This window comes from Lentzea kentuckyensis (assembly GCF_002150765.1).
In the GTDB taxonomy this organism is placed as follows: Bacteria; Actinomycetota; Actinomycetes; order Mycobacteriales; family Pseudonocardiaceae; genus Lentzea; species Lentzea kentuckyensis.
Genome location: NZ_MUYM01000149.1, coordinates 1 through 22,060, shown reverse-complemented (window position 1 = coordinate 22,060; position 22,060 = coordinate 1). Strand labels below are relative to the sequence as shown.

Here is a 22,060-nt window from a genome sequence, read left to right as displayed (position 1 = left end):
GCATCGCGGTGCTGCGGTGGCAACAGTGCGCGCTGCACTCGGCCGCAGAGTGCGGCGACTGAACCGGTTGCGTGGCCGCTGGTTCAGCGCCGGTTCTCCGGCGGGCTCGTCACGGGTTCTGCCGGTCTGCGCGGGTAGCGGTACGTCAACAGCGCGGTTTCCACGCCGATCGTCAGGTAGACGACGCCGGCGGCCGGCCAGCCGTCGAGCGCGGCCCATCCCCACACGCACGTGATGAAGAGTGCGGCGAATGCTGCGGCGAACCCGGTCAGCAGCGCCGCGGCGAACCGCAGGCGGGCGACCACGACGCCCAGGAGCGAGAACCACACCGCGAGAGCGCCGAGTACGCCGATCAGGGTGACCCGGAGCCAGGTCGGCTCGGTGAAGACAACCGGCAGGTCCTCGAACCAGGTCCGCCGCGGCCACACGAACAGCGCGACCGCCAGCAGCCCCGCGATGATCACGAGCGGTATCCGGGTTTTGGGGTAGTGGACAGAGAGGAACACGCCGGCGACGACCGCTCCGACGGCGACGAGCACGTGGCCGGGCGAGCCGATCCACCGCCCGGTGGCCGCGGTGACGGCGCCCCACGCGAACGCCGCCGAGAGGACACTCAGCGCAGGCGCCAGGAAACCGATCAGAAGTGGCGGCACGATCAGAGGTTTGGCGAGTCCGAGCAGAACCTTGATGGCCCACGCCTTGAATCCTTCTCCGGACGGCAACAGGGATCGCCAGGCCACCAGCCCGAGCCGCAGGCCCGCCTGGCGCAGCGGACGCTTGCGGAGCAGTTCGCGCACGGTCTCCTCGCCGACCTCGCCCAGGATCGTCGTGCGGGCGGGCAGTGTGGCGACCGACCGCGGGGTCTTCTCGAGCAGGTCGGGGTCCGGCGGCCCGTCGGCGGTGCCGAGGGCCTCCAGCAACGGGAGCTCCTGGCGCAGGATGTTCCAGTGCAGCCAGGTGGTGAGGAGTTTGCGGACGTTGTCGTTGGTCGGCTCGAACTCGTCCCAGCTGCCGTTGAGGCCGCGCACCCGTCCGTCCTGTTCGAGCTCCTTGTGCAGGCCCTGCAACCACTTGAGCGTCGCCGGGTCGGGCACTCCGAGGCGGTCGGAGCGGGCCACCACGTCGACGAGTGAGCTGGCGGCGTCGAGCCGTCCCCACGTCCAGTCGTTGAGCCGCCAACGGGAGGACAGGAAGCTCGCGAAGTTCAGCAGCTGGTTGCCGCTCAGTTTGAGATTCACCCGATCCGTCTCGTCGGCCGGCTCGCGGGTGACGAGGAGGCGCTCGACCGGGCTCTGCGCCGCGGCGGAGATGGCGTACATCTGGATCCGCGTCGGTTCGGCCAGCGGGTCCGGGCGCAGTGGTCCGAGGAGGATCTCGGCGATCCTGAGCACTTTGTGCATCTTGGCCTCGTCGTCCGACGCTTCCCGCAGCGCGGTGAACCCGGTGACGTCGGCGAGATCGCCCAACTCCTTGCCGAACTTGCGGCAGAGCGTGTTCACGCGGGCCCAGATCGGGGCGAGACACGGAACCGGCCGCTGGTCGGGAACCGTGCCCTCGACAGCCGCCTTCGCGACGCCGGCGAGTACCTCTGCCCACGTGCGGGTCTCGTCGGTGAACCCGTCTCCGACGAGCCGGCACAGCAGCTGGTTGGCCTCGCTCACCCAGGTCGCCACGTCGTCCGCGGTGTCGCGCAGCATCAGCCGGTCACGGGCCGCGAGCAGGACTTCGCACGCGAACCTGGTCTCGTAGAGGCTGTCCCTGGTCTCCCGCACCACGCGGTGCAGCTCAGCGGGAACGGCGCCGGTGTTCTCGACGGCCTGCACCCAGTCGAGTGCGAGCGCGACAGCCCTGGCCGCGGCGAGGGGAGAGCTGAACGTGTCCGGCACCGTCTCAAGTGGAGAGTCGGCCACCAGCTCCGGTATGGCTGGGCCGCGAAGTCTCTTGAGGATGAGGAACTGCTGCTTGGGGTCGCGGAACGCACGGCAGTCGGGGATCGGCAGCGGATCGGGCCCCAGCAGGGCGATCGGGTCCTCGATCAGCCGGGCCAACCGGTCGGCTTCGGTGCAGGCGACTGCTTTCTCATAGCCCTGGAGGAGCGGGCAGGGGTCGGGGAGCGCGGCGAAGGACGGGTTGCCGGGCAGGCCACCCGCTGCACCGCTGAGGCGTTGTGCCGTGGTCCAGGCATCGCTCAGCTCGGCGGCGTCGTCGAGCAGTGACTCGCTGTTGGCCTTGGCCGAGAGGAACGACTTGAGCGTGAGCAGCAACCGGGACAGCGAACTGTTCCGCGCGGCTCCTGCGGGTGTCTTGACGTTGCTCGGCGGCACCGGCTGCAGGTACAGCAGCCACCGGTCGACGGGCCGGTCGGCGGGCGCGCTCGCGACCGCACGAATCGCCCACGACAGCGGGATGTTGTCGAGCACTCCGCCGTCCATGACCTCGACCCGGCCGTTCTCCGCGTGGTCGGGTACGCCCGTTTCGCTGATGAGACCGAAGAGGTTGTTGTGCTCGTCCACGGCTGAGGGCTTGGTGACGCCGATCGCCGCCGGTTCGAACGCTCCGGGGAACGAGGAGGTCGCCCTCGCCGCGTAGGCGAGCTTGGCGCGGTGGGGCTTGGAGTTCGCCGGAAGGTCGGTGAAGATCGCGTGCACGTTGTCGTCGTCGGTGCGGTAATGGCGGAACGTCATGTGTGCGTGCGAGCTGAACGCCAGCAGCGGTTCACCCGCCGAGGTGCGGAGGTACTGCTCGCGTGGGCGAAGCCGCGTCGCCGTGAGAATCAGCCGGACCAGGCGGGGCGCGTTGTGCCCTGGCGGCGGCGTGGCTGGCACGAGCTTGTCGAGCTGCCCGGCGAGCCTCCCGTAGAACCCGGTGTCGCCTTCGAGCAACGACGGCGCGGGATCTCCACCCTGCGGATCACGGGTTAGTGACGCGAGATCGCCCAGCTGCAGCCAGATGTCGCGGATCTGGCTGTCGAACGGCATTCCGTGCACGAGGTGTGCGGCGAGCAAGGCTCCGTTGAGGCCACCCGCGCTCGTGCCGGCGATCACGTCCACCGTCACCTCGTCGTACCCGGCGAGTTGCAGGATGCGCTGGTAAACCCGGCGCTGGGCGACGTCGCGCGCGTCGTCGACAACGGTTTTGTTCGTCGCCGAGCGCAGCGCGGCGATCTCGCGGCAGGCTCCGCCCATCCACACCGCCAGGCTCACCCCGCCCCGCATGCAGAGGGCCAGCCGGAGCTCCTTAGACGGAGTGTTCATGGTGATCACCGCACTTGTTCGGTCGTACCCAGATCTCGTCTGTGCACGCTCCGCAGTTACGGTGAGTCACTCGAATGTCTTAGTGGCCGCGCTTGACTTCTCGTGCCATGGGGCCGGAATCGTGGCGGAGGGGGCCGCTGGTCGGGACTAGCCTCGGCCATCCGGCCACGTCGGGACCAGGTCCGGCCTTGGACACCGGTCAGAAGATGATCTCACACCGGACAGCGACTCGAAGCGGGAGTCGCATCGGTCTGTCGGGCCAGCGCGCCGTCACCGACGTCCACTTCGGCCGAACCGGTCAGCGTGTCGTTGCCCGCGTCGCCCCGCGTCGACGTGTCTGCTGTCTCCAGCGCGTGCCCGCCGAGGTTGCGCGAGGCGGGTGCGGTGCTGTCGTGGACGAGCCGCATGGTGGACGATGAGTGGCCAGGTGGAGCACAGCGCAGGGCGTCGCTGGACGCGGCACGCAAGTGGCCCGAGCTACGCCAAGACCCTTTGTTGGCACCCGTCGACCTATGGCGGCTCAGCACGTCAGAAGGTTGAACGAATTTGACCGGTGCAGCTCAAATGCTCGCTGAAATATCGTTCAGTTGGATTTCCATGTCGTGCCCTTCTGTGGCGCTGATGACGAGATGGACGGTTCCGTCGGTGTTTTCTTGGGGAGACTGGAGAATTTTTGGTCGATTGACGTGTATTGTATAGCTGCCGAGACTCACTTCGTGGCCGGATATGCGGACGACATAGGGAGTCGGAGGTGTGATCGACAATCTAGGATTCATGCCACGTCGAGCTTCGTTGATGAAGCGTTCGGGGTTGGTCGTGTCGAATGTTACAGAGTTGGTGCGGATTTTGACGGGGTGGCCGTCGAGGAGCTTGACGGCGAGGCGGAGTTCGTGAACTTCTTCGACCGTGAGTTCGCGTGGGACAGGGAAGGGATCGCCTGCGGCGGTCTGGAGTCGTTCGAGGTCTTGGATCGCTTCCACGGTGGCTGGCGATACGCTTATCGCTGGGGGCACCTGGGCCGGCTGTGTGGTGGCAATGTCGCCGATGGAGAGCAGCATGGTGTTGGGTGGGATGGCGTGTTGGAGGAAGCGCGCGATTGGCAGCACGGCGCCGGGCAGTTGAGGTCGCGACCAGTCGGAGCTGATTTCCAGGGAGAACCGGCCTTGGTGGGGGTCCACGCGGAGGCGGGTGGAGATGACGCCGGTGAGGTCGTTGCCGTGCAGTGTCACGCCGCGGGTGCCCGCGCGGCGTGCGGTCAACCGGGCGGGCAACGCGGCGAGCTGTTGTCCGTTGGGGTGTTGGATCACCAGTCTCAGGGTCAGGTTGACGGGCTCCTGCGGGGCGGGCTCGATGGTGAGATGAGCCCGGTCGTATGAAGCGCCGAAGCCCGGCGGTGCGGTGATCACGACGTCACGCACGTGGCTGTCGGGTAGCTCGGCGCGCTCGCCATACTCCAGCGCGGTGTTCAGTCTCTCGATGAAGTCGGCGTCCGCTGGCCCGGACAGTACGGTGAACCGGATGGTCACCGGGCTGTCTTTCTCCGCGCCGCGGTAGGCCGGCCGCAGTCGGATGTCGACGACGCGGCCGTCCCGGACGGTGAAGTCGGCTCTGTAGAACGGGTTCGAGTCGTTGATCTTCGCAGCGAGTTTCTCGATCCGTGGCAGCGCTGCGGAAAGCCCGTCAACGAGCGCGTCCTGTTCTTCTCGGAGCTCGCGGATGAGCGCCACGTACTCGTCGTTGGCGCTCATGAAATGCCGGACGATGGCCGGGTGTTCGGCGAGACGTGCATCCAGCCAGTCGCCGCCTCGCCACGTCGGCTGGAAGGGATAGTCGACGGCTAGGCCGTCGAACCAGGCGCGCTCGTCGTCGGTCGGCACCATCGGCGTAACTAGCGTCCACGAGTCCGGTTGCAGGGCCGCGGCCGTTACCAGGCTCTCGACGATCTGCCTCTTGCGAGAGGCGGACTCGGACAGGCGCCGCAGAAAGTATTTGGACTGCCACACATCCAACCGATGATCGCTGCGGAGCTGGTGGTCGCGGCCCCCGTCACCGCCTGAGCCGTCGACGCGTTCCGACTCCGGATGAAGCGTGCTCAACAGCACGCTGACGATCTTCTCGAAGCGTCCGCCACTACCGACCTCAACCCAGTCGATACCGTCCCTCATCAGGCTCCTCATCGTACTGTTCGGGAGGTGAACGTACTGGGCCGCAGAGAGAAGCTAGGTGAGACCGCCGTATTGCCATCAAGTTCGGCGTGTCGTTCTCGGCTGCCCGACACTTTCAGCTGCGATACACGTGGTTGGCGAAATCGGCACGACGGTGAGGTGCGATGCGATCGTCGGCCGCGGCTCGACCGGCGGCAGGCCACCGGCCTTCGACGCCGCCCTCTACAAGGCACGCAACGTGGTTGAGCGCTGCTCCAACCGTCTCAAGCAATTCCGCGGCCTGGCCACCAGGTTCGCCAAACGAGCCGCCTACCACCGAGCCGAGATCATCCTGGCCTGCATCGTCCTGCACCTCAGGTGAAGATCCGCAGGACAGCGCCTAGAGTCTGCTGATCGGCCACCGATCGTCGCGATGGCGTCAGAGGAGCACATGAACGAGCCTTCCGCACCAGACGTTCCCGCCGAGAGCGATCGTGGGTCAAGCACGTATGCGACCGGTGGTGGAGGGGTTTCGTTCGCGCATCGGGTCGCGACGGTCTACCTGGCCGACATGCTGGTCGGAGCCCGGCGCCCGGAGGCCTCCGAGCTTCCGGTGCGCAAGGTGTCGTTCCAGACCGGCCCGGCCCATCCGGTCGACGACCTGCTCGTCGAGTGTGGGGACGAGTCGGCTGAGGTCAGGCTCGCCGTGGCTTGTCGAGCAACGCCGAACTTCGTGGAGAGCCACAAGGACACGGTGAAGCTGGTCGGGTCGTTGCTCGCCGAGGTCGCGAAGTTCGCCGAAGATACCTTGCAAGTGGTGGTCGCGGTTGCTGGTTGGAACAACCAGTGGGGGCAGCTGGCGACTTTGTGCAATGTCGCGCGAGCTCACGCTGACGCTGGGGCGTTCCAGGCGGCGATGAACGTCGATCAACGGTGGTCGGCGAAGGTGCGGGATCGGCTGACCCAGTTGAAGAAGATGGTCGCGAAGTCTGCCGGGACGGGCACCGAATCCTCGGAGACTCTCGGGCTCGCTTGGGGCCTTCTAAGGCGTTTGCATCTTCTCGGATTCGCCGTGCAGAGCCCGGACGAGGCAGACCGGACGAGGGTAGCGACTTCGCTGGACGGAGTTGCCTCGGCGGACACCGACGGGGTCGCGGTCCGGAACAGGATCGAGGTGGAGGCGACCCGGTACGACATGACCGGCGCCGTCGTGGATCTTGGCCTCCTGCGTCGAGACTTTCACCAGTTGCTGGACGCGGCCTCGACGCGGAACCTGCGCGTGTGGGCGGTGGTTGACGAGCACCGCAAGCTGGCTGTGGCCAGCGTCCGGACGACCATCGGCGAGGAGTCGTCCGGTGAGGCGGTGGCGATCGCGTTCGCAGACCGCCGCCGGCGGCTTGCCGGAGAACTTTCCATAGTGGGCACCTCCAAGGCTGCCATGGTGATCGCCGGCGAGTCCGGCGTCGGCAAGAGTGCGTTGACGCTGTCTGCCATCGCCGCGCTCGAGGAGGCCGACCCGACGGGGTTCGAGGCGCTGGTGGTGAACCTTCGTCGCCTGCCACGGACGAGCCTGGAGCTCAGCACCGCGTTCGGCAAGCCGATGGAGGAGGTGCTCACCGAGCTTTCCGCACCGCGCCGGGTATTGGTGATCGACGCCGCCGACGCGGTACTGGAACACTCCGCCGCTCTGTTCAACGACCTCGCGCGGGCGGCGGCCAACGCGGGTGTGGGTGTCGCCGCCGTCACGGCGGACTCGGCCTCCGCCTTCGTGAGCGAACAACTTCAATCGATCCTCGGAAAGCCCGCGAGCTCATTCACGATGGAGCCGCTGACTGACGAGGAGATCTCCGTCGTCTCGGACGGCCTTCCACTGCTGAGGGCGGTCTTGCGAGATCTACCGGCGAACTCGCTGTTCCGGCGGCCCGTCGTGCTGGACCTCTTGGCGCGAACCGGGGCCGCACCCGAAAGCACACTGGGAGAGTGGGACTGCCTGCAGCTAGTGTGGTCGAAGGTGGTGCGCAGAGACGGGCGTCCTGGCGTCGGCTCAGCCGAGGCGCGTCAGCAGACGCTGCTCGCCGTAGCCGCCTCTGTGATGCGACTGCCCGCGAACTGGCGGCCCGTCGGTGGCGTTGATACAGCCGCGGTCGACGCACTGCGCCGGGACCACCTGCTCGCCCCTGCGAGCCCCTACCAGGAGTATCCGGAGTTCGCGCACGATGAAGTCCGGAGGTACGCGACGGCAATTCTCCTGGTCCGCAGCCGAAGGCCGACGGAACTGCTGGAGGCGGCCGGTGCGCCGAGGTGGGCTTTATCAGCCGGCACGCTCGCGTGCAAGGGCTTGCTGAAGGCACCGGACGTGAGGCCTGCGGACTGTTTCGTCCAGTTGCTTTCGCAGTTCATGCCGTTCTCGAGGGCGCATGGTTCGAGGTGGGCTGATGTCCCCGTCGAGGCGGTACTGGAGATGCCGTTCGCCTACGACTGTCTTGAGGTTGCGCTCGACGATCACTCCGCAGGGCTGGTACTCGGTGACGTCGTACGGGTGGTTCAGCAGAGGCACAAGGTCAAGGCACTGATCGATCCCGTCGTGTCCGCTCCGGTCGTGCGGATCCTTCTCGCCGAAGCTGAGCCGTGGAAGGTGTCGAACGCGTCGTTCGAGCTGCTCACGGACTGGATGTTCGCCCTGGTGCTGGCCGACACGCCGGCGGGGAACGAGCTGCGGATCAGGTTGAGGGAGCGACTTCTCACTCACTGGGAGGCGTTTCCGCCGCGCGACACGAGCGGCGGCGCCGTCTCCAAGGGAATACCTGGGCAGCGTCGACACTTGCGGAAGCTGGACCAGCACCTCACCAACGCGAAGTTCGTCGAGACTTTGGCACTGCTCGGACCGGATGTCGATGACGCCGTTGAGGTCTGTCTGCGAGCCGTTGCCGACGATGCCCCGGCCTCCTTGGCTCCAGCCGCGGACTCGCCGTGGAGCTCTCGTGCTTTGACGCAGAGGAGCCCGGAACTCCTGGCGGAGTTGATGGAGGCCTACTACATCGACAACGGACGCCATGGACACCGCGATGAGGGCGTGCGCAGGCATCAAGGTCGTTGGCACAGCGCATGGCCGCCGTTCGCCCAGCACTGGTTCGGTGGATTCTGGGCGCTGTTCCAGACCGCGCCGTTCACAACCTCGGCGCGTGTGCTGAACAACATCCTGAATAGCGGGGCACAAGCCAGAGTCCAGCGAGGGGCGCGGCACCACTCGCTCGGTTTCCTCAGTGATCTGGATGGTGGGGCGGGCGACGCGGAGGATGCGAGAGGTGCCGTCATGAATCTCGACGGCGCCGCGCGCCTGTATGCAGGCGACACGCACGTTTGGTGTTGGTATCGCGGAACGACCGTGGGCCCATACCCGGCGATAAGTGCGCTTCAAGCAATGGAACGCTTTGCCGACAACTTGTTGGCCCACGGTGTTCCACTCATGCGCATCGTCGAGGTGCTTCTGGAAGGCTGCGACAATCTCGCGACCCCTGGGATGCTGTTCGGTTTGCTGGTGCGCCACCTCGAGAACGTCGACGACGAGCTCGACGTCTTCCTCGCGGATCCGCTCGTGTGGGAGCTGGAGTTCGCCCGTGTAACGCATGAACACTCCGGGCTTCGCGCATCCACCGACGGCCTTGCGAATCTGGATCGGAGGGCGTGGACACCGCACCATGTTGCGGCACAGCTTGCACTTCGCGGCGGACAACCTCGTGCCAAGGCGTTGAAGGAGGTCGCCGACAAGCTCGTCCAGAACGGCGATCGGCTCGGGATCAGCCCAGAAGACACGAGGAGCTGGGCCACTGGCTTGGACCACTCTCGCTACCAACTCGTGAACCACGGCCAGCAGCAGTACCTCGAAGTCGTGCTACCACTCGAACTCGAAGCCCTGCGCGATGCTCGGCGAGCTGAACAGGCTCTCGTGCAAACGGTCCTGCGACTCCAGAACCGGTACTGGGGTGCGGCAAAGGTCGATGTCGACTACGTGCCGCCGTCGCCCGCTGAGATCGCCGCGGACCTGAAGGTCGGCCGGTCATTGATCGAGAGTGATGGCGAACCGCCCTGGATCAGACCGTTGAACGGGGTGGCACAAGTTGTTCGCGAGGCTGTCCAACGAGCCGCGGCCGGCGACATGGAAGCGCTGGGGGACGAGGGACGGTTTGCAACAGAGTTTGTCCTCGAAACAGCCTTGTCGTTCCGGGATGCCGAGGACCAGCGCCATGACGTGCAGTACTTCGACCAGGGTGCGGACCGGGCAGTGGCTGAAGCCCTGCCCGCGTTCATCACGCCCACGATGACCCCGCTCGTGGAGAACGTGGGCGCCACGAACGAGGACGTCGACGTGGCGGGCCTTGCGATGGCAGGCAGGGCTTCGCCGGAAACGCGGCTGTACCTGGCACGCGGATGCGATGTCGTCTGGGCATCGCCGTGTCACGGGGAGCCTTGCAGTCACCGCATTGCCTTGAACTGGCTGATCGAGACTGCTCGTGCTGCGGAACTCGCGCCGTGGGGTGAGTACGACCAAGTACGTCCAGACGTGACGATCGAAGGCGACGTTGCTCGACGGCTGCAGGAGCTGGACACGGAACTGGTCGACATCGACGCGCTCGATCCCGCCATCCGCGGGCTCGGGGCCGCCGCGGCCGCAGATCACTGCTGCAACAGCGATACCGGCACACTGCTGGCCGCGTTTCTCGGTGTTCAACGTCGCGCCATGGTCGATCAAGAGGCATTGGAGTGGTCAGCAGACGACCGGGGGACACACACGCTGGTCGCCGCACGAGCACTGCTGGAGGGCTTTGCGAAGAGCGGTGACACCTCCCCACTCCTCCAACACCTCGATGTCCTGCGAGCAGACGCAGGCCTGATGGCGAACTTCCTGCACGGCCTCGCCGCAGCGGGCGCCGAGAACGAGCGGCTTGCTGGAGCTGCTCGGGGCATCTGGCCGTCGCTGCTGCGGCACGCCATCGGCTATTTCGGTGATGTCCCAAGTCCCTACGAGGATCGTCATTGGGGTGATTGGGCTGCTGCTGCGCTTCTGCCGGAACCGTTGACGTGGGCGCGTGGCTTGTACAACGAAATCGTCGGCGTGCCGATCGACTGGGTTGTGGCTGAAGACCTCGTCGAGTTGATCGACGGATGGCTGCCCGCCGCTCGCGGCAAACGCAAGGGGGTCGACGCGCTCATCGCCACTCTGCGGAGGCTCCCGGCCACCGTGCAGGTCCGCCGCGGCGTGCCCTGGGTGTCGGACCTGTGTATCCAGGGCGGCGTCGTCGCGGTCAAGCAGTCGATCCTGTCGAACGAGTGGCTTGAGGAGATACGCCGCACAGCGGAGGAGCTCGGGCGACTGGCTGAGTGGCAAACGCTGGTCGACTCCATGGTGGTTGCCGGAAACGAGAGGCTCGCCCGGCACAGCAAGTAGCGGTCGGGTCCGCAGCGATGTCAACCGAGTTCCACGGGGCGGCAGGGGTAGTGGATCGCGTTGAGCGGGCCAGAGCCGCGAGGGTAGCGGCGCGGCTGCCGCACACGCCGATGAACACTCGGTCGTTTCCAGAGTGGTTGAGCTAGTGTGCGCATCGGGTGAACGGGCAGGCGATTTGCTGGCCGTTCGGGGTGACATGAGGAGGAAGGCACTTGTCAACGGTGCCGACCATCCACTGTGGAAGATTGTGACCTACCGAGATGCGCTTTCCGTGATGAGACGAGCTAGTGGCAGGCCGGAGGTAGTGGCACAAACCGCGAAGTTCTGGAGCATCCCGTGCGCGGTGGCCACGGAGTCTGCCGCAGGCAGGAGCAGTAGTGCCAGGTGGCTCCAGTCGTCTGCAAGGGCGAGTGCGTGCCCGGCAACAGGGAGCCAGCTGCGATTCTGCAGACGAAGCACCGTACCTGTCAGCAGGTTGCCGTAGGGCGGCGGTTGTGGTCCGCTCATGACCAGGCCCAGCGCCCCGCAGCGGTCAAAGTCGTTGTCCATTGCCTTCAATGCCCACTGTGCACGATCGTGCTGTCCGTCGAGGGCATACCTGAGGAATATCTCGCGCAACCCCTTCTGGCGCAGGATCTCTGTGGCCTGCAACGCATCCCGTACGCGCTGGGCATCCTCGTGCAGGTCGGCGTAGTCGGTTTCCAGGGCGAGTTCGGCCGCCGTGGTTGCGACGTAGTCACGGTCGTACACCCACGGGACGCTCTCATTGTCCCCTTGCCGGCACAGTGTCTGGAACTGTTCCAGCGCAGCTTGCAGCGTCAGATGGGCGTCGTGGGGTCTGTTCGCACCGCGGTACGCGGCGGCCACGGCGACGAGCGGCGCCAGCCGAAAGGCGGGGGCGAGCGGAGCGGCGCGGCGGATCCTGTCGAGCGCTGACGGCTCTTGGCAGGTGCGGGCCAACTCGGTGAGGCACATCGAGACCGAGCGTTCGAGCCGCAGGAGGCCCGCGGTGGCGAGCGCCCCGTCGAAGTCTCCGTCCGCGCACTGCGCAACAGCGATGGCTGATGTGATCGAGTCACGCTCCGGATCAGTGGACATGCTGACGCTCCGGATGCGGCCCTGACAGCTACGGGCATCGTCGTAGCGGTGCTGACCAGCGGCGGTGCATCCCATCTGCACCAGCGCGTCATTTGCAATGCCAACGCGGTCGATCCGGCCGGCGGTGCCCATGGCCTCGGTGTGGTGTCTGTTCGTCTCGTGGCCCACCGCGACCGCCGCCAGAATCTGGCCGTCGGTCCATGCATCGGCACCGGTAAGGAGATCTAGAGCCTCGTTGCGTCGGCCGCCCTTGACCAGCGCCGCGGCCAGAGCGGGCAGGATGTCGTTGCGACACCTCTGGTCCGCGATCATGTCGAGGACCGCCCGGACATCATCGATCCGGCCGCATCCGGCAAGCGTCGTGGCGATGAAACTGAGCGCTTGCGCATCGGCGGGGCCGGCCCAGGGAGCCGCTGATGGTGGGGCGCCGAGAATCTGCGCGAGCAGGGTCCGGGCTGTCCGCGTGTCACCGGCCTCGACCGCCCATTCGGCCAAGCTGACGATGGCGCCTTTCGACTCGAGCCCACGGGTTCGTAGTTCGTCCACCAGTACCAAGGCGGCTGGAAGGCCTGCCTGCTCAGCTCTCGCACGGGTGAGGCCGGCGACCAGACCGGGCCACCAGTTGACGCCAATGGTGAGGAGGGTTGCGTACCCGCCCTCGACGTCTCCGGCGGTAAATTGCGCGCGCGAAACGCGCGCGCGTTCGTGGTCGTCTTTCGCGGCCGCTAGCAGGCGTTGGAACATCGCGGTAGCGTCGTCGGTTCGGCCGGCGCGAAGGTACGCCGAGCCGAGGCGGAGCCCGATGGTGATGTCAGGTTGGTCGACCGCCAGTTGCCGGAGTTCGTCGAGCGTCGTGTCGGGAGCATCGCCCGCGAGTGTCTGCTCCGTCGCAAGCGACTCCAGCGCCCGGGAGCAGGCGAACGCATCACGGATCTCCGCGATGGTGGTGGATGCTTCGGCGAACCGCCCAGCGCGGGCCTGTTCGCCGGCGATGTCGGACAGTGCCCAGTCCTCGCGTTCACCCGCGTGGTGCGCCGCATCGCGGGCGAGCTGGAACATCCTTGTGGCGTCAGCGTTGTCGCCAGCTCGTGCGCGGCCGGCTGCGATTGCCGCATACGTCTGCGTCAAGCCGCGGGGACGTTGCCGCCGCCGGACCCATTCGAGAGCTCGCTCGCTGCCGTCGTTCTCGGCTACGCGTGTGGCAATGCGCCTGCGGATCGCGTCCTGCGTCGGCAGGAAGGGCTGTACTACCGCCACCGCCTCACGTGGACGGCCGGTGTCGACCAGATGTGTTGCAAGCCAGGTCAGACCCGCAAGTGCGTCGCTCTCGATCGAGACGTCGACTTCATTCACCACGAGGCGATGGCACGTCGTCGGAAATGTGTCCGGGGACAGGGTGGCGACTGGCACCGCACAGATCATTGCCGTACGAGCGAGCCATCCACCGAGATTTGTTGGCAGGTCGGCAATCCGCAGACTGGCGAAGAGGTCCCGCGACTGCTGCCTGTGTCCGGTGTCGGCCAGCTCCCATGCCAAGAGGAGTGTCCACAGCGGCACGCGCTCAGGGTCGAACAGCGCTGCTCGGCGCGTCGCTTCTGCCAGCGATCCGGCACGTAGCGCCTCCAGCGGCGTTCGGTCGTACTTCAGGGCCTCGACGTCTCTGGCGTGGCGCAGCACAGCCTCTGCTACGGCCACCACGTTGCGCTCGGCCGCGGCGTGGCGGATCGCTGCCTTGGAGGCGGCCAGCGCCAGATCGGGTTCATCCGGGTAGGCAGCCAGCTGGGCTTGCTGGAACGCGTCGTCGCGAGCCAGGTCAAGGAGCTCGGCGCCACGTCCCGCTGTGACCAACAGGTCGGCGAACCACCGCAGCGCCCATCCGGTGGTGTCTTCCCGCCAGTTCACGCAGACTCGCAACAGGAAGTTCTGCGCCTCGGCGGCCTGTGCACCGAGTATCAGGCGGAACTCTCGGGCCAGCAGCGGGTGCGCAGCCGAGTACACGTTCTCGCCGGCGATGATCCGCATGGAGAACCAGCGCATGACCGACCAGGGCAAGTTGGCGAGGTCGAACGCGCTGAGCTCGGTCCTGGCTTGGATCAACGGCTCGGGCAGCGGCCCAGGCGATACCGCGACCAGCGCGAACATCGACTGGACCGCAGGCGGAACTCCGGTACGCGCGAGCCGGACGAACTGGTCGCGGACGTACCGCGCGAAACCCGACGGCACCGCGTGGTCGGCCGGCGGCTCGGCGTTCCCCGCATATCTCGTCATCGCGCGGCTGACATCGGCCGGATCTCCGCCGTTAGCGGCGACGGACACCAGGTCGTCGAGCAGGAAGCGCACGAACAGTGGAAACCCGGCAGTGACCGCGGCGAGCCGACCGGCGACTGCGTCGGTGGCCAGCTCGGCCAGCCGGCCATCGCCGACAAGTGACAGCCAAGCGCGCAGGCCGTCCCGATCGAGCGGCTCCAGCTCCAGCGCTGTGCCGAGCTGGGTCCACGCGTCGAGGCTCGGAACCAGCCAGTCGCTTTCGGTGCCGGCTCGGGTGGACAGGATGACCGAGACCCGCTCAGGCAACGGCAGCGGGAACATCGGGGCTGCCGGGACTTGCCGCGCCTCGTCAAGCGCGTCGACGACTACCACCAGTCGTCCCGCAGAACGGCTCGGCCACGCCTTCAATACCTTGTAGACGGCGTCATGCAGCAGCTCGCCGCCGAGCGCGAGGTCGGCCGCGACCGTCGGCACGCCAGCGGAGATCTGACGCAGCAGATGTCGGTACGCATCGTCGACAGAGGTGAGGTCCCGGTCGGTGGCGAAGAAGTGGCTGGCGATCGTCGTCTCGGTCGTGTGCCGCCGGCGGATCCAGGAGGCGAGCAGGGTGGTCTTGCCGAAGCCGGCTGGTGCCCGCAGCACGAGTGGGCCGGTCGCATCGATCGCGACGTAGGCGTCGAGTTCGGCACATGCAGCAGCTCGCCCAACGAGCAACGACGCTCGTTCGTCGACCAGGCGCCGGACGCGATCGGCGACGGGCGTGATGGGATCTGGTCGTGAGCCAGCCGCCGCAGTCTCGTGCCGACGCGAGGCTTCGATGACGCTGGCCGCGACTTGGTCAGGAAGGGCGGAGAGCCGGTTCAGCATCTCCGCCTGCGACCGGTTGAGGAACGCTGGTATCTGGGTGACCGCGCGCAAGTACAACGCACAGCACCGATCCAGCGCCGCGTCGTAAAACGCCCCGCCTGCGTCCCCTAGCGCAGCAGTGCTCTTCGCCTGGGGACGCTCCGCACGCAGGCGCCTAGCCAGTTTCTCCGGGTCGAGGTCGACGGCGAACAGCGCGCGGTCAGTTGTGTCCGCGTGTTCGAGCGCCTCGCCTACCGCGAACAACGCCGCCGCACGATCGCCGTCGTCGAGCCCGCGAAACTCGTGCTCACTGAATGACGCCAACTCCGACGTGGCCTCTTCGATGAACCGTTGCAACGGTTTCGTGTGCCAGAACCCTGGCGTGAGCAGTGCGGTCAGTTCCTTCTTGCGTTCCTCCGCGTTGCGCCGGTCGGCCATCCGAGCCGCCACTGCCTTCTGGGCGATCGTCTTGGCGAGGTTCAACGCGATCGACTCAAGAGCAACCACCGTGCGCCTCCTGCGTCCGGCTCGCTTCCACCGCATTCGTCCGGGCTACGACTGCCTTGCTGATCATCCAATGCGGATAGACCTGGTGGCCGCGCCAGCCCTGTCGCGCCAGTCGGCAGGTCCCGCGCGTCCGCCTAACGGCAGGCGTGCCAACGGTAGGCGTGTTTCTCCGCGACGTCTCGTGCGGAGTTGCTTTCCATGTCACCGGGCATGAGATAGGTCGAGGCGGCGTCGCCGCCTGTGTTGGCGGGACTCCCAGCCCTGTGCGTGCCGAGAAATACGTCCGTGCAGGTCAACGGGCATCGTTGGGTAGCGGTCATCATCCGGCATGATCTCGGCCGTGCTGGTCCGCTTCGCCTACCTCGCCGTCTCTCAAGCCTTCGCCGCGCTGTGGCTTCTGCGCATGACTGATCGGGAGAAGGACGTCGAGATCCTCGCGCTACGCCACCAACTCGCGGTCCTGCACCGGCAACTCGGCGATCAGCGCCTGCGATTGCGGCCTGAGGACAGGGCGTTGCTCGCAGTCTTGCTCGTGCCGCTGGCCCGCGCGACGTTGCGTCGGCTCCGGCTGTCGGTCAGTCCGGATACGGTGCTGAGGTGGCATCGCGACTTGATGAAGCGCCGCCATGCCCGCATGAGCGTGAACCGTAGGCCAGGACGTCCGCGCACTGTCGCTTCGATCCGCCGACTCGTCCTGCGCCTGGCAACCGAGAACCCCTCGTGGGGGTATCGACGTATCCACGGCGAACTCACGCTGCTCGGTGTCGCGATCGCCGCGTCAACGGTGTGGGAGATCCTCAAGACCGCCGGCATCGATCCAGCGCCCCGCCGAACAACCGTTACCTGGGCCGAGTTCCTGCGCTCGCAGGCAGAGGCGATCCTGGCGATGGACTTCATTGAAACGGTCACACTGACTGGTCAGCGCCAATACATTCTCGCCGCCATCCACCACGCCAGCAGGCGCGTATGGATCGTCGGCACCACCGCACACCCCACCCACGCATGGGTAACTCAGGCCTTCCGCAACCTGCTCATGGACCTGGAGGACACCGGACACCTCGCACAGATCAAGTTCCTCATCCGTGACCGCGACGCCAAATACCCCGCGTTGATCGACAAAATCCTCGGCACCGTGGGAATCACGACGGTGCCGACCGGTGTCCGGATGCCCCGCATGAACTCCATCATCGAACGCTGGGTCAAGACTCTTCGCGCCGAACTGCTGGACCGCACGCTGATCTGGAATCAGAACCATCTACGGCACACGCTGCGCGAGTACGAGCGGCACTACAACGAGCACCGCACCCACCGATCACTCACCGCCGCAGCACCCCTGCGAGCTCGGCCCCAGCCTCTTGAGCCCGCCCATATCGAACGCCTCACCGTAGATCGACAGGACCGTCTCGGCGGAGTCCTCCACGAGTATCGGCATGCCGCTTGACCTGTGCGGACGTAATTTTCGGCACGCACAACGTCACGGTGGACGGCGGACCGCACCCGAACCCGCGCAAGGCCGCAGAGGGCTACCGGTTGCGGGTGCTCGCTATCGATGACGACTCCTCGTGGGTCGTGCAACGGATCTTTGCCGAGTACCTGAGCGGTAAAGGCGACCGGGCCATTGCCAACGGGCTCAACCAGGACCGGATTCCGTGTCCGTCCGCGCGAAGGCCCGACCAGAACCGGCACCGGCCCGGAGACGGCTGGCAGGGTGGCACCGTGCGGGCGATTCTGGAGAACCCTCGCTACACCGGCTATGCGTTCTTCGGACGGTCCACGAAGTACGAAACGCTGCTCGATCCTGACGACGTGGCAGCTGGTCACGTGGTGCGGTTCCGCAAGGCCAGTCCGGATCGAGTGGTGCGGTCCCGGAAGCCGGCACATCCGAAGATCGTCGAGATCGAGGACTTCACGGGCGTTCAGGTCTTGCGGAAGTCGAAGGGCGGTTTGCGGACGGCTCGGAAGACGGAGCGAGCTGGACGAGCGGTGAAGCATCGCTACCTGTTCCGCGGCCGCATCCGGTGCGACATTTGTGGACGGAAGATGGAGGGCAGCCCGCGTAAGAAGGCGATGTATTACCGGTGTCCGGCGCGCACATTGGCTCCGGGATCTCCGGCGCTCGCGTCGCATCCTGGTGCGGTCTATTTGCGGGAAGATGTTGTTCAAGACGCGGTGAACGGCTGGCTTGGGCACGTCTTCGACCGGAAGAATCGGGACCGCACGGTTGCGGCGCTGATGGACTCGCAAGAGCCGGTGGTCGAGGTTGGGCGCGACTCGGCAAAGAGGCGGCTTGCTGACGCGGAAGCGAAGCTGATCAGGTTCCAGGATGCGATCAAGGCTGGTGTTGACCCTGCGGCGTTGGTCGAAGCGATCAACGAGGCACAAGCCGAGCGAGTCGCGTCACGCGCTGCCCTGGACAACGTCCCATTGCCGGTGGAGCGGGATGTCGCCGAGATTTACGCGGCGATCGACTCGATAGGAGATGTCAGCGCGGCGTTGCGAGGTCACGCGCCTACGAGGCTCGAAGAGTTGTACGACGAGATCGACCTGCAAGTCCGGTACAAGCAAAACCCCCACGAAGCTGATGTCTCCATCAACCCCGTGGGGGTGAATAATGCTGGTGTCCGAGGGGGGACTTTCGCCCCCACCGTGGGGAGAATCCCCCGAAACGGTGACAGTTCACCGCTATCCGGTGTGGCTGCTGGACTCCTGCGAGCGGGGTGAGTCTCCCCGACTGGGGAAGGTTCACCATGTCGGAGACAGTATCAGGTCCAGGGCTGTGGCAGTGCCTGTGGCACGGCGGCATTTCTGACTCTGTCGGGCTGGGGTCGGGCTGCATTGCCACTTCAGGTGGGGGTTACGCCGAGAACGGGGCAGTGGGGGCTGGGTGCAATGAGGTGGCGCTTCACGGGTAACGCTTTCGGCGGTAATGGTTTGTTAGGATCGCTGTGGCCAGCGCGATCGGATGCACGAGGAGAATTGCCGAGTCCGGTATTGCGACAAGCAATAGACGATCTCCGGCGCGGATGCCGAATTGGGCTCGAGCACCTGCGGGGATGAACAGTTGTCGTCGTGAGTCGATCGCTTTCGCTGGTTGTTTGGCGGTTGCTCTCCGCACGATGATGGCATCGGCGCTCGCTGAGACGTAGGTGCGGTCATGGACGGCCCAGTTCAGAGCGGCGATGACATCGGCAGCGGGAATGCGGCCGGAGTGGTCGATCTTCGCGATGGTCATTGTTAGTGGCGAGTGTGGGCTGTTTGCGGGGATCTGCTGCAGTGGGAGCGGATCAGAGGGCACAGCTGGTCGCGCAGCCAGGGTTGGCGGTAGGAACAGCGGGACGGCGGCTTCGGTCATCTCGCTCACCTGGCTTCGTCGTGAAGCTCGGGGTTGCTGATCGGCTGTTGGGGTGCCAAGGGATGTGGTTCGCCGACTAGCGAGGAGAGTGCGGCAGCTACCTCGGGTAGTTGGGCGCGGGTGTAGATGCCGGTGGTGTCGTTGTGGTGGTCGGTGTGGCCGGCGTAGGCGTGGGCGACTGCGTGGCCGAAATGGCGTTCGACCCAGGTGAGGGTGGTGTGTCGGAGCCAGTGTGTGGAGATGCCTTGGGCGGCTGCCCAGGGGAGGTGGTTTCCGACGCGTTGCCAGAGGCCGTCGTATCTTCGGCTGGTGATCGGCGTCCCGTCGCGGTAGCGGAGCAACGGTTCCGGTGACGGACGGCCAGTGCCGCGTTCGTCGCGGTGCCGTAGAAGAGCCCGGATGAGGGTGGGGCTGGCTGGTTGCCAGCGGATGGCGTTGTTCTTCTCTCGCAGTCGGAGCAGGCACCAGTGGGGCTCGATGTCGTCCTCGCGGAGTGCGAGTGCTCCACCACGGCGGCAGGCGGTTTCGGTGTGCAGTCGCAGGATGAGTGTGTCGAGTGGAGTGTCGTCACCGGTCGTGGCGACGGCGTCGTTGATAGCGGCGAGTTCCTGGTTGGTCAGTGCCCTGCGCACCGATGTCTGTCTGCGTGGCTTCGGTATCGCGGCCGCTGGGTTGTGGTGTGGTGGAAGGATTTCGTCGCGGATGGCGTGGACGTAGATGGTGCGCATCGCCGCGAGCAGGTGTTCGGCGGTGCTGAGGCCACCGCGATCGCTGCGGCGGACGACACGGAGGTCGACGACCTGCCGCATCAGCGTTTCGATGTCGATGGCGTCGACCTCGTCCAGCGGGCGGTCACCGAAAGCGGTGACGATGTAAGCCCAGTAGGTGCCGTAGGTGCGTTGCGCACCCGGACCTGCGGCAGCGGCGACCTTGGGCACGTACTCGGCGAAGGTCAGGATGTCGGTGGGCTCCCAGAGAAGATCGTCCGGGGTGAGGCCGAGTTGGGCGATGAGTAGCCGGGCGGCTCGGATGGTGGTGGGGTTGGTGCTCATGACGCGCCTCGAGGACATGTAGGGGCTGCTCGTGAGAGTGCGTCTGCGAAGTTGAACGCCCGGCGGCCTTGCGTCACAGCGGAGCGCTGGCTGACCGATTCTGTCACGGCAGCAAGAGGTCGCATCATCGTCCGGCTTTGTCAGATGCGGGCCGACGGCGTCGGAACGTCAGGCTCGCGCGCCGCTTGTTGCCCGCTGATGGATGAGCTCGCTTGATGGTGACGCTTCCAGCGATCAGCGGCGTGTGAGTGTGTCAGGCCGCCCGCCGGTTCCGAACACCGCTGACACCCTGCGGTCACCCAGCGCCTCCTCGCGGCAGCCCAGGCCATGCGGCAACTCGATCAGCCCGGACTCGATCAACGGACGTGCTGTGACCGGCTGGACCGGGTACCGGGCCAAAGTGTGGTACCTACAGGACTCGGCCGAGGCAGCCGACGCGGTGTGCACAAGCCCGCCACCGCGTCGTTCCGCCACGAGTCCGGCTAGAGCCTGTCACCTGTCCTTCGACGAGTTCATACTGTTCCGGCTTTCACCCAGCCGCGAGAGGTGATGTCTGGTGACGACGAACTCACGCATCCGTCGCAAGGGTCTGGCTCCGGTCGTCCAGGCGCGGTTGGCGCTGTGGACGTTCGTCATCGTCAACCTGGCGATCATCGAGTTCCTGTTCCTGACCGCGGGCAAGGGCAAGAACGAGGTCCTCACCGTCGCCAAGTTCTTCGGCCTGCACGCCGCGTTGATCATGATGTGCCAGCTGCTGCTGGTGGCACGGCTGCCGTGGCTGGACCGGCGCATCGGCATGGACCGCTTGACGGTGTGGCACCGGTGGAACGGTTTCCTTCTGTTGTGGACGGTGCTCACGCACGCCACGATCGTCGTGCTCGGGTACGCCACACTCGACAACGTGTCGATGGGGAAGACGTTCGTGGCCCTGGCCGGCGTGCCCGCCTCGCTGCTGGGCATGCTCGCGGCCACCACCATCGTGGTCATCGGGGTCGTTTCGACGCGGTACGTCCGGCGGCGTCTGCAGTACGAGACCTGGCACGGCCTGCACCTGCTGCTGTACGTGGCGCTGGGCCTGGCGTTCGTGCACCAGTTGATCGAGACCACGACGTTCAAGTCCTCGCCGTTCGCGATGGCCTACTGGTGGGCGCTGTGGCTGTTCGCCTTCGGCTCGTTGGTCGCCGGGCGGATCGTGCGGCCGCTCATCCTCAACGCCCGCCACCAGTTCCGGGTCGCGGCCGTGGTGGCGGAATCACCCAACACGGTGTCGGTGTACGTGACTGGCCGCGGCCTCGACCGGCTGCCGGCCAAGGCCGGTCAGTTCTGCATCTGGCGGTTCCCCGGACACCGTCACTGGTGGCTGGCGAACCCGTTCTCGCTGTCCGCCGAGCCTGATGGACGCTCGCTGCGGCTCACCGCCAAGGCCGTCGGCACGGGCAGCGCGGGCCTGCGCAACCTGCAGGTCGGCACACGCGTGTTCGTCGAGGGCCCGTACGGCGCGTTCACCTCACTGCACCGCACCCGGCCGGGCGTGCTGCTGATCGCGGGCGGGGTCGGGGTCACCCCGATCCGGGCGCTGCTGCAGGAGCACACGCCCGGCGACTTCGTCGTGCTCTACCGGGTGCGCGACCAGCGCGACGCCGTGCTGCTCAACGAGTTGCACCAACTCGTCCAGGCCCGCCGCGGTCGGCTGCACCTGCTCACCGGCCGGACCGGCCAGGGAGCCCGGCCGTTCGAGCCGGGCGCCCTGCGTCAGTTGGTGCCCGACATCGTGGAACGGGACGTGTACGTGTGCGGTCCGTCCGCGATGACTGCGGCCGTGCTGAGCGGGCTGCGTCAGCTGAACGTGCCGCGCCTTCAGGTGCACGCGGAGAAGTTCGGCTTGGCCTGACGCGCGGAGCCTTTCCTGTCCTGTCCGCAAGAGACACACCCTGTGCGGACGGCATGTGAGCTGATGCATTCTAAGAGCCTGTTGGCGAATGGTTGCGCGAGGTCGGCGCCTCCATCGACGCGGCGGAATGGGTGCTGCTCGGCGAGCTGGCCAGGAGCGCGAACCAGCTCAAGGGCAAGGACCGACCGTCGGCACGCCCGCA

At 66.4% G+C, this 22,060-nt stretch carries 10 protein-coding genes and 1 pseudogene; 5 read left to right on the top strand and 6 right to left on the bottom strand.

The genetic code is table 11. The features are described 5' to 3' along the window. Positions 1-83: 83 nt before the first annotated feature. From B0F77_RS43950 to B0F77_RS43940, 3 genes are all read right to left on the bottom strand, one after another. Positions 84-3,254: a patatin-like protein gene (locus tag B0F77_RS43950; protein WP_143467234.1), complete on the bottom strand. Its 3,171-nt coding sequence runs from the start codon at positions 3,252-3,254 to the stop codon at positions 84-86. A 212-nt stretch (positions 3,255-3,466) separates the two neighbouring features. Next, positions 3,467-3,661: a hypothetical protein gene (locus B0F77_RS43945; protein WP_086669014.1), complete on the bottom strand. Its 195-nt coding sequence runs from the start codon at positions 3,659-3,661 to the stop codon at positions 3,467-3,469. Between the two features lie 153 nt (positions 3,662-3,814). Continuing rightward, positions 3,815-5,419: a hypothetical protein gene (locus tag B0F77_RS43940; protein ID WP_086669013.1), complete on the bottom strand. Its 1,605-nt coding sequence runs from the start codon at positions 5,417-5,419 to the stop codon at positions 3,815-3,817. A gap of 178 nt (positions 5,420-5,597) precedes the next feature. Here B0F77_RS43940 and B0F77_RS43935 point away from each other — a divergent pair. Then, positions 5,598-5,780: pseudogene (locus B0F77_RS43935) on the top strand (transposase family protein); the annotation flags it as partial. A gap of 69 nt (positions 5,781-5,849) precedes the next feature. Then, positions 5,850-10,844, top strand: coding sequence for a hypothetical protein (locus tag B0F77_RS43930; protein WP_211294341.1), 4,995 nt, complete (start codon positions 5,850-5,852; stop codon positions 10,842-10,844). 252 nt (positions 10,845-11,096) lie between these two features. On the opposite strand, the gene B0F77_RS43925 is transcribed toward B0F77_RS43930, so the two are convergent. Continuing rightward, positions 11,097-15,563 (bottom strand): NACHT N-terminal Helical domain 1-containing protein, encoded by a 4,467-nt coding sequence (locus B0F77_RS43925; RefSeq protein ID WP_086669012.1) that lies wholly within the window; start codon positions 15,561-15,563, stop codon positions 11,097-11,099. A gap of 328 nt (positions 15,564-15,891) precedes the next feature. Between B0F77_RS43925 and B0F77_RS50300 the strand changes: the two genes are divergently transcribed. Together B0F77_RS50300 and B0F77_RS43915 are read left to right on the top strand one after the other, a co-directional pair. Further along, positions 15,892-17,004 (top strand): integrase core domain-containing protein, encoded by a 1,113-nt coding sequence (locus B0F77_RS50300; RefSeq protein WP_245849467.1) that lies wholly within the window; start codon positions 15,892-15,894, stop codon positions 17,002-17,004. Beyond that, complete coding sequence (locus tag B0F77_RS43915; RefSeq protein ID WP_086669011.1) at positions 17,001-18,284, top strand: recombinase family protein; 1,284 nt, start codon at positions 17,001-17,003, stop codon at positions 18,282-18,284. Before B0F77_RS50300 ends, B0F77_RS43915 begins: the two co-directional genes overlap by 4 nt. Before the next feature lie 181 nt (positions 18,285-18,465). Here B0F77_RS43915 and B0F77_RS47495 read toward each other — a convergent pair whose 3' ends face one another. After that, the gene (locus B0F77_RS47495; RefSeq protein ID WP_143467233.1) at positions 18,466-18,915 is read right to left on the bottom strand and encodes an AbrB/MazE/SpoVT family DNA-binding domain-containing protein; all 450 of its coding nucleotides are present in this window, start codon (positions 18,913-18,915) and stop codon (positions 18,466-18,468) included. 5 nt (positions 18,916-18,920) lie between these two features. Further along, the gene (locus B0F77_RS43910) at positions 18,921-19,967 is read right to left on the bottom strand and encodes a site-specific integrase (protein ID WP_086669010.1); all 1,047 of its coding nucleotides are present in this window, start codon (positions 19,965-19,967) and stop codon (positions 18,921-18,923) included. Between the two features lie 556 nt (positions 19,968-20,523). Here B0F77_RS43910 and B0F77_RS43900 point away from each other — a divergent pair. Then, positions 20,524-21,858: a ferredoxin reductase family protein gene (locus B0F77_RS43900; protein WP_211294340.1), complete on the top strand. Its 1,335-nt coding sequence runs from the start codon at positions 20,524-20,526 to the stop codon at positions 21,856-21,858. Positions 21,859-22,060 lie beyond the last annotated feature (202 nt).

Coding starts and splice junctions, on each gene's coding strand:
- B0F77_RS43930 (WP_211294341.1), top strand. CDS start 5,850: ATGAACGAGCCTTCCGCACCAGACGTTCCCGCCGAGAGCGATCGTGGG.
- B0F77_RS43945 (WP_086669014.1), bottom strand. CDS start 3,661: ATGCGGCTCGTCCACGACAGCACCGCACCCGCCTCGCGCAACCTCGGC.
- B0F77_RS43910 (WP_086669010.1), bottom strand. CDS start 19,967: ATGAGCACCAACCCCACCACCATCCGAGCCGCCCGGCTACTCATCGCC.
- B0F77_RS50300 (WP_245849467.1), top strand. CDS start 15,892: ATGATCTCGGCCGTGCTGGTCCGCTTCGCCTACCTCGCCGTCTCTCAA.
- B0F77_RS43950 (WP_143467234.1), bottom strand. CDS start 3,254: ATGAACACTCCGTCTAAGGAGCTCCGGCTGGCCCTCTGCATGCGGGGC.
- B0F77_RS47495 (WP_143467233.1), bottom strand. CDS start 18,915: ATGACCGAAGCCGCCGTCCCGCTGTTCCTACCGCCAACCCTGGCTGCG.
- B0F77_RS43940 (WP_086669013.1), bottom strand. CDS start 5,419: ATGAGGGACGGTATCGACTGGGTTGAGGTCGGTAGTGGCGGACGCTTC.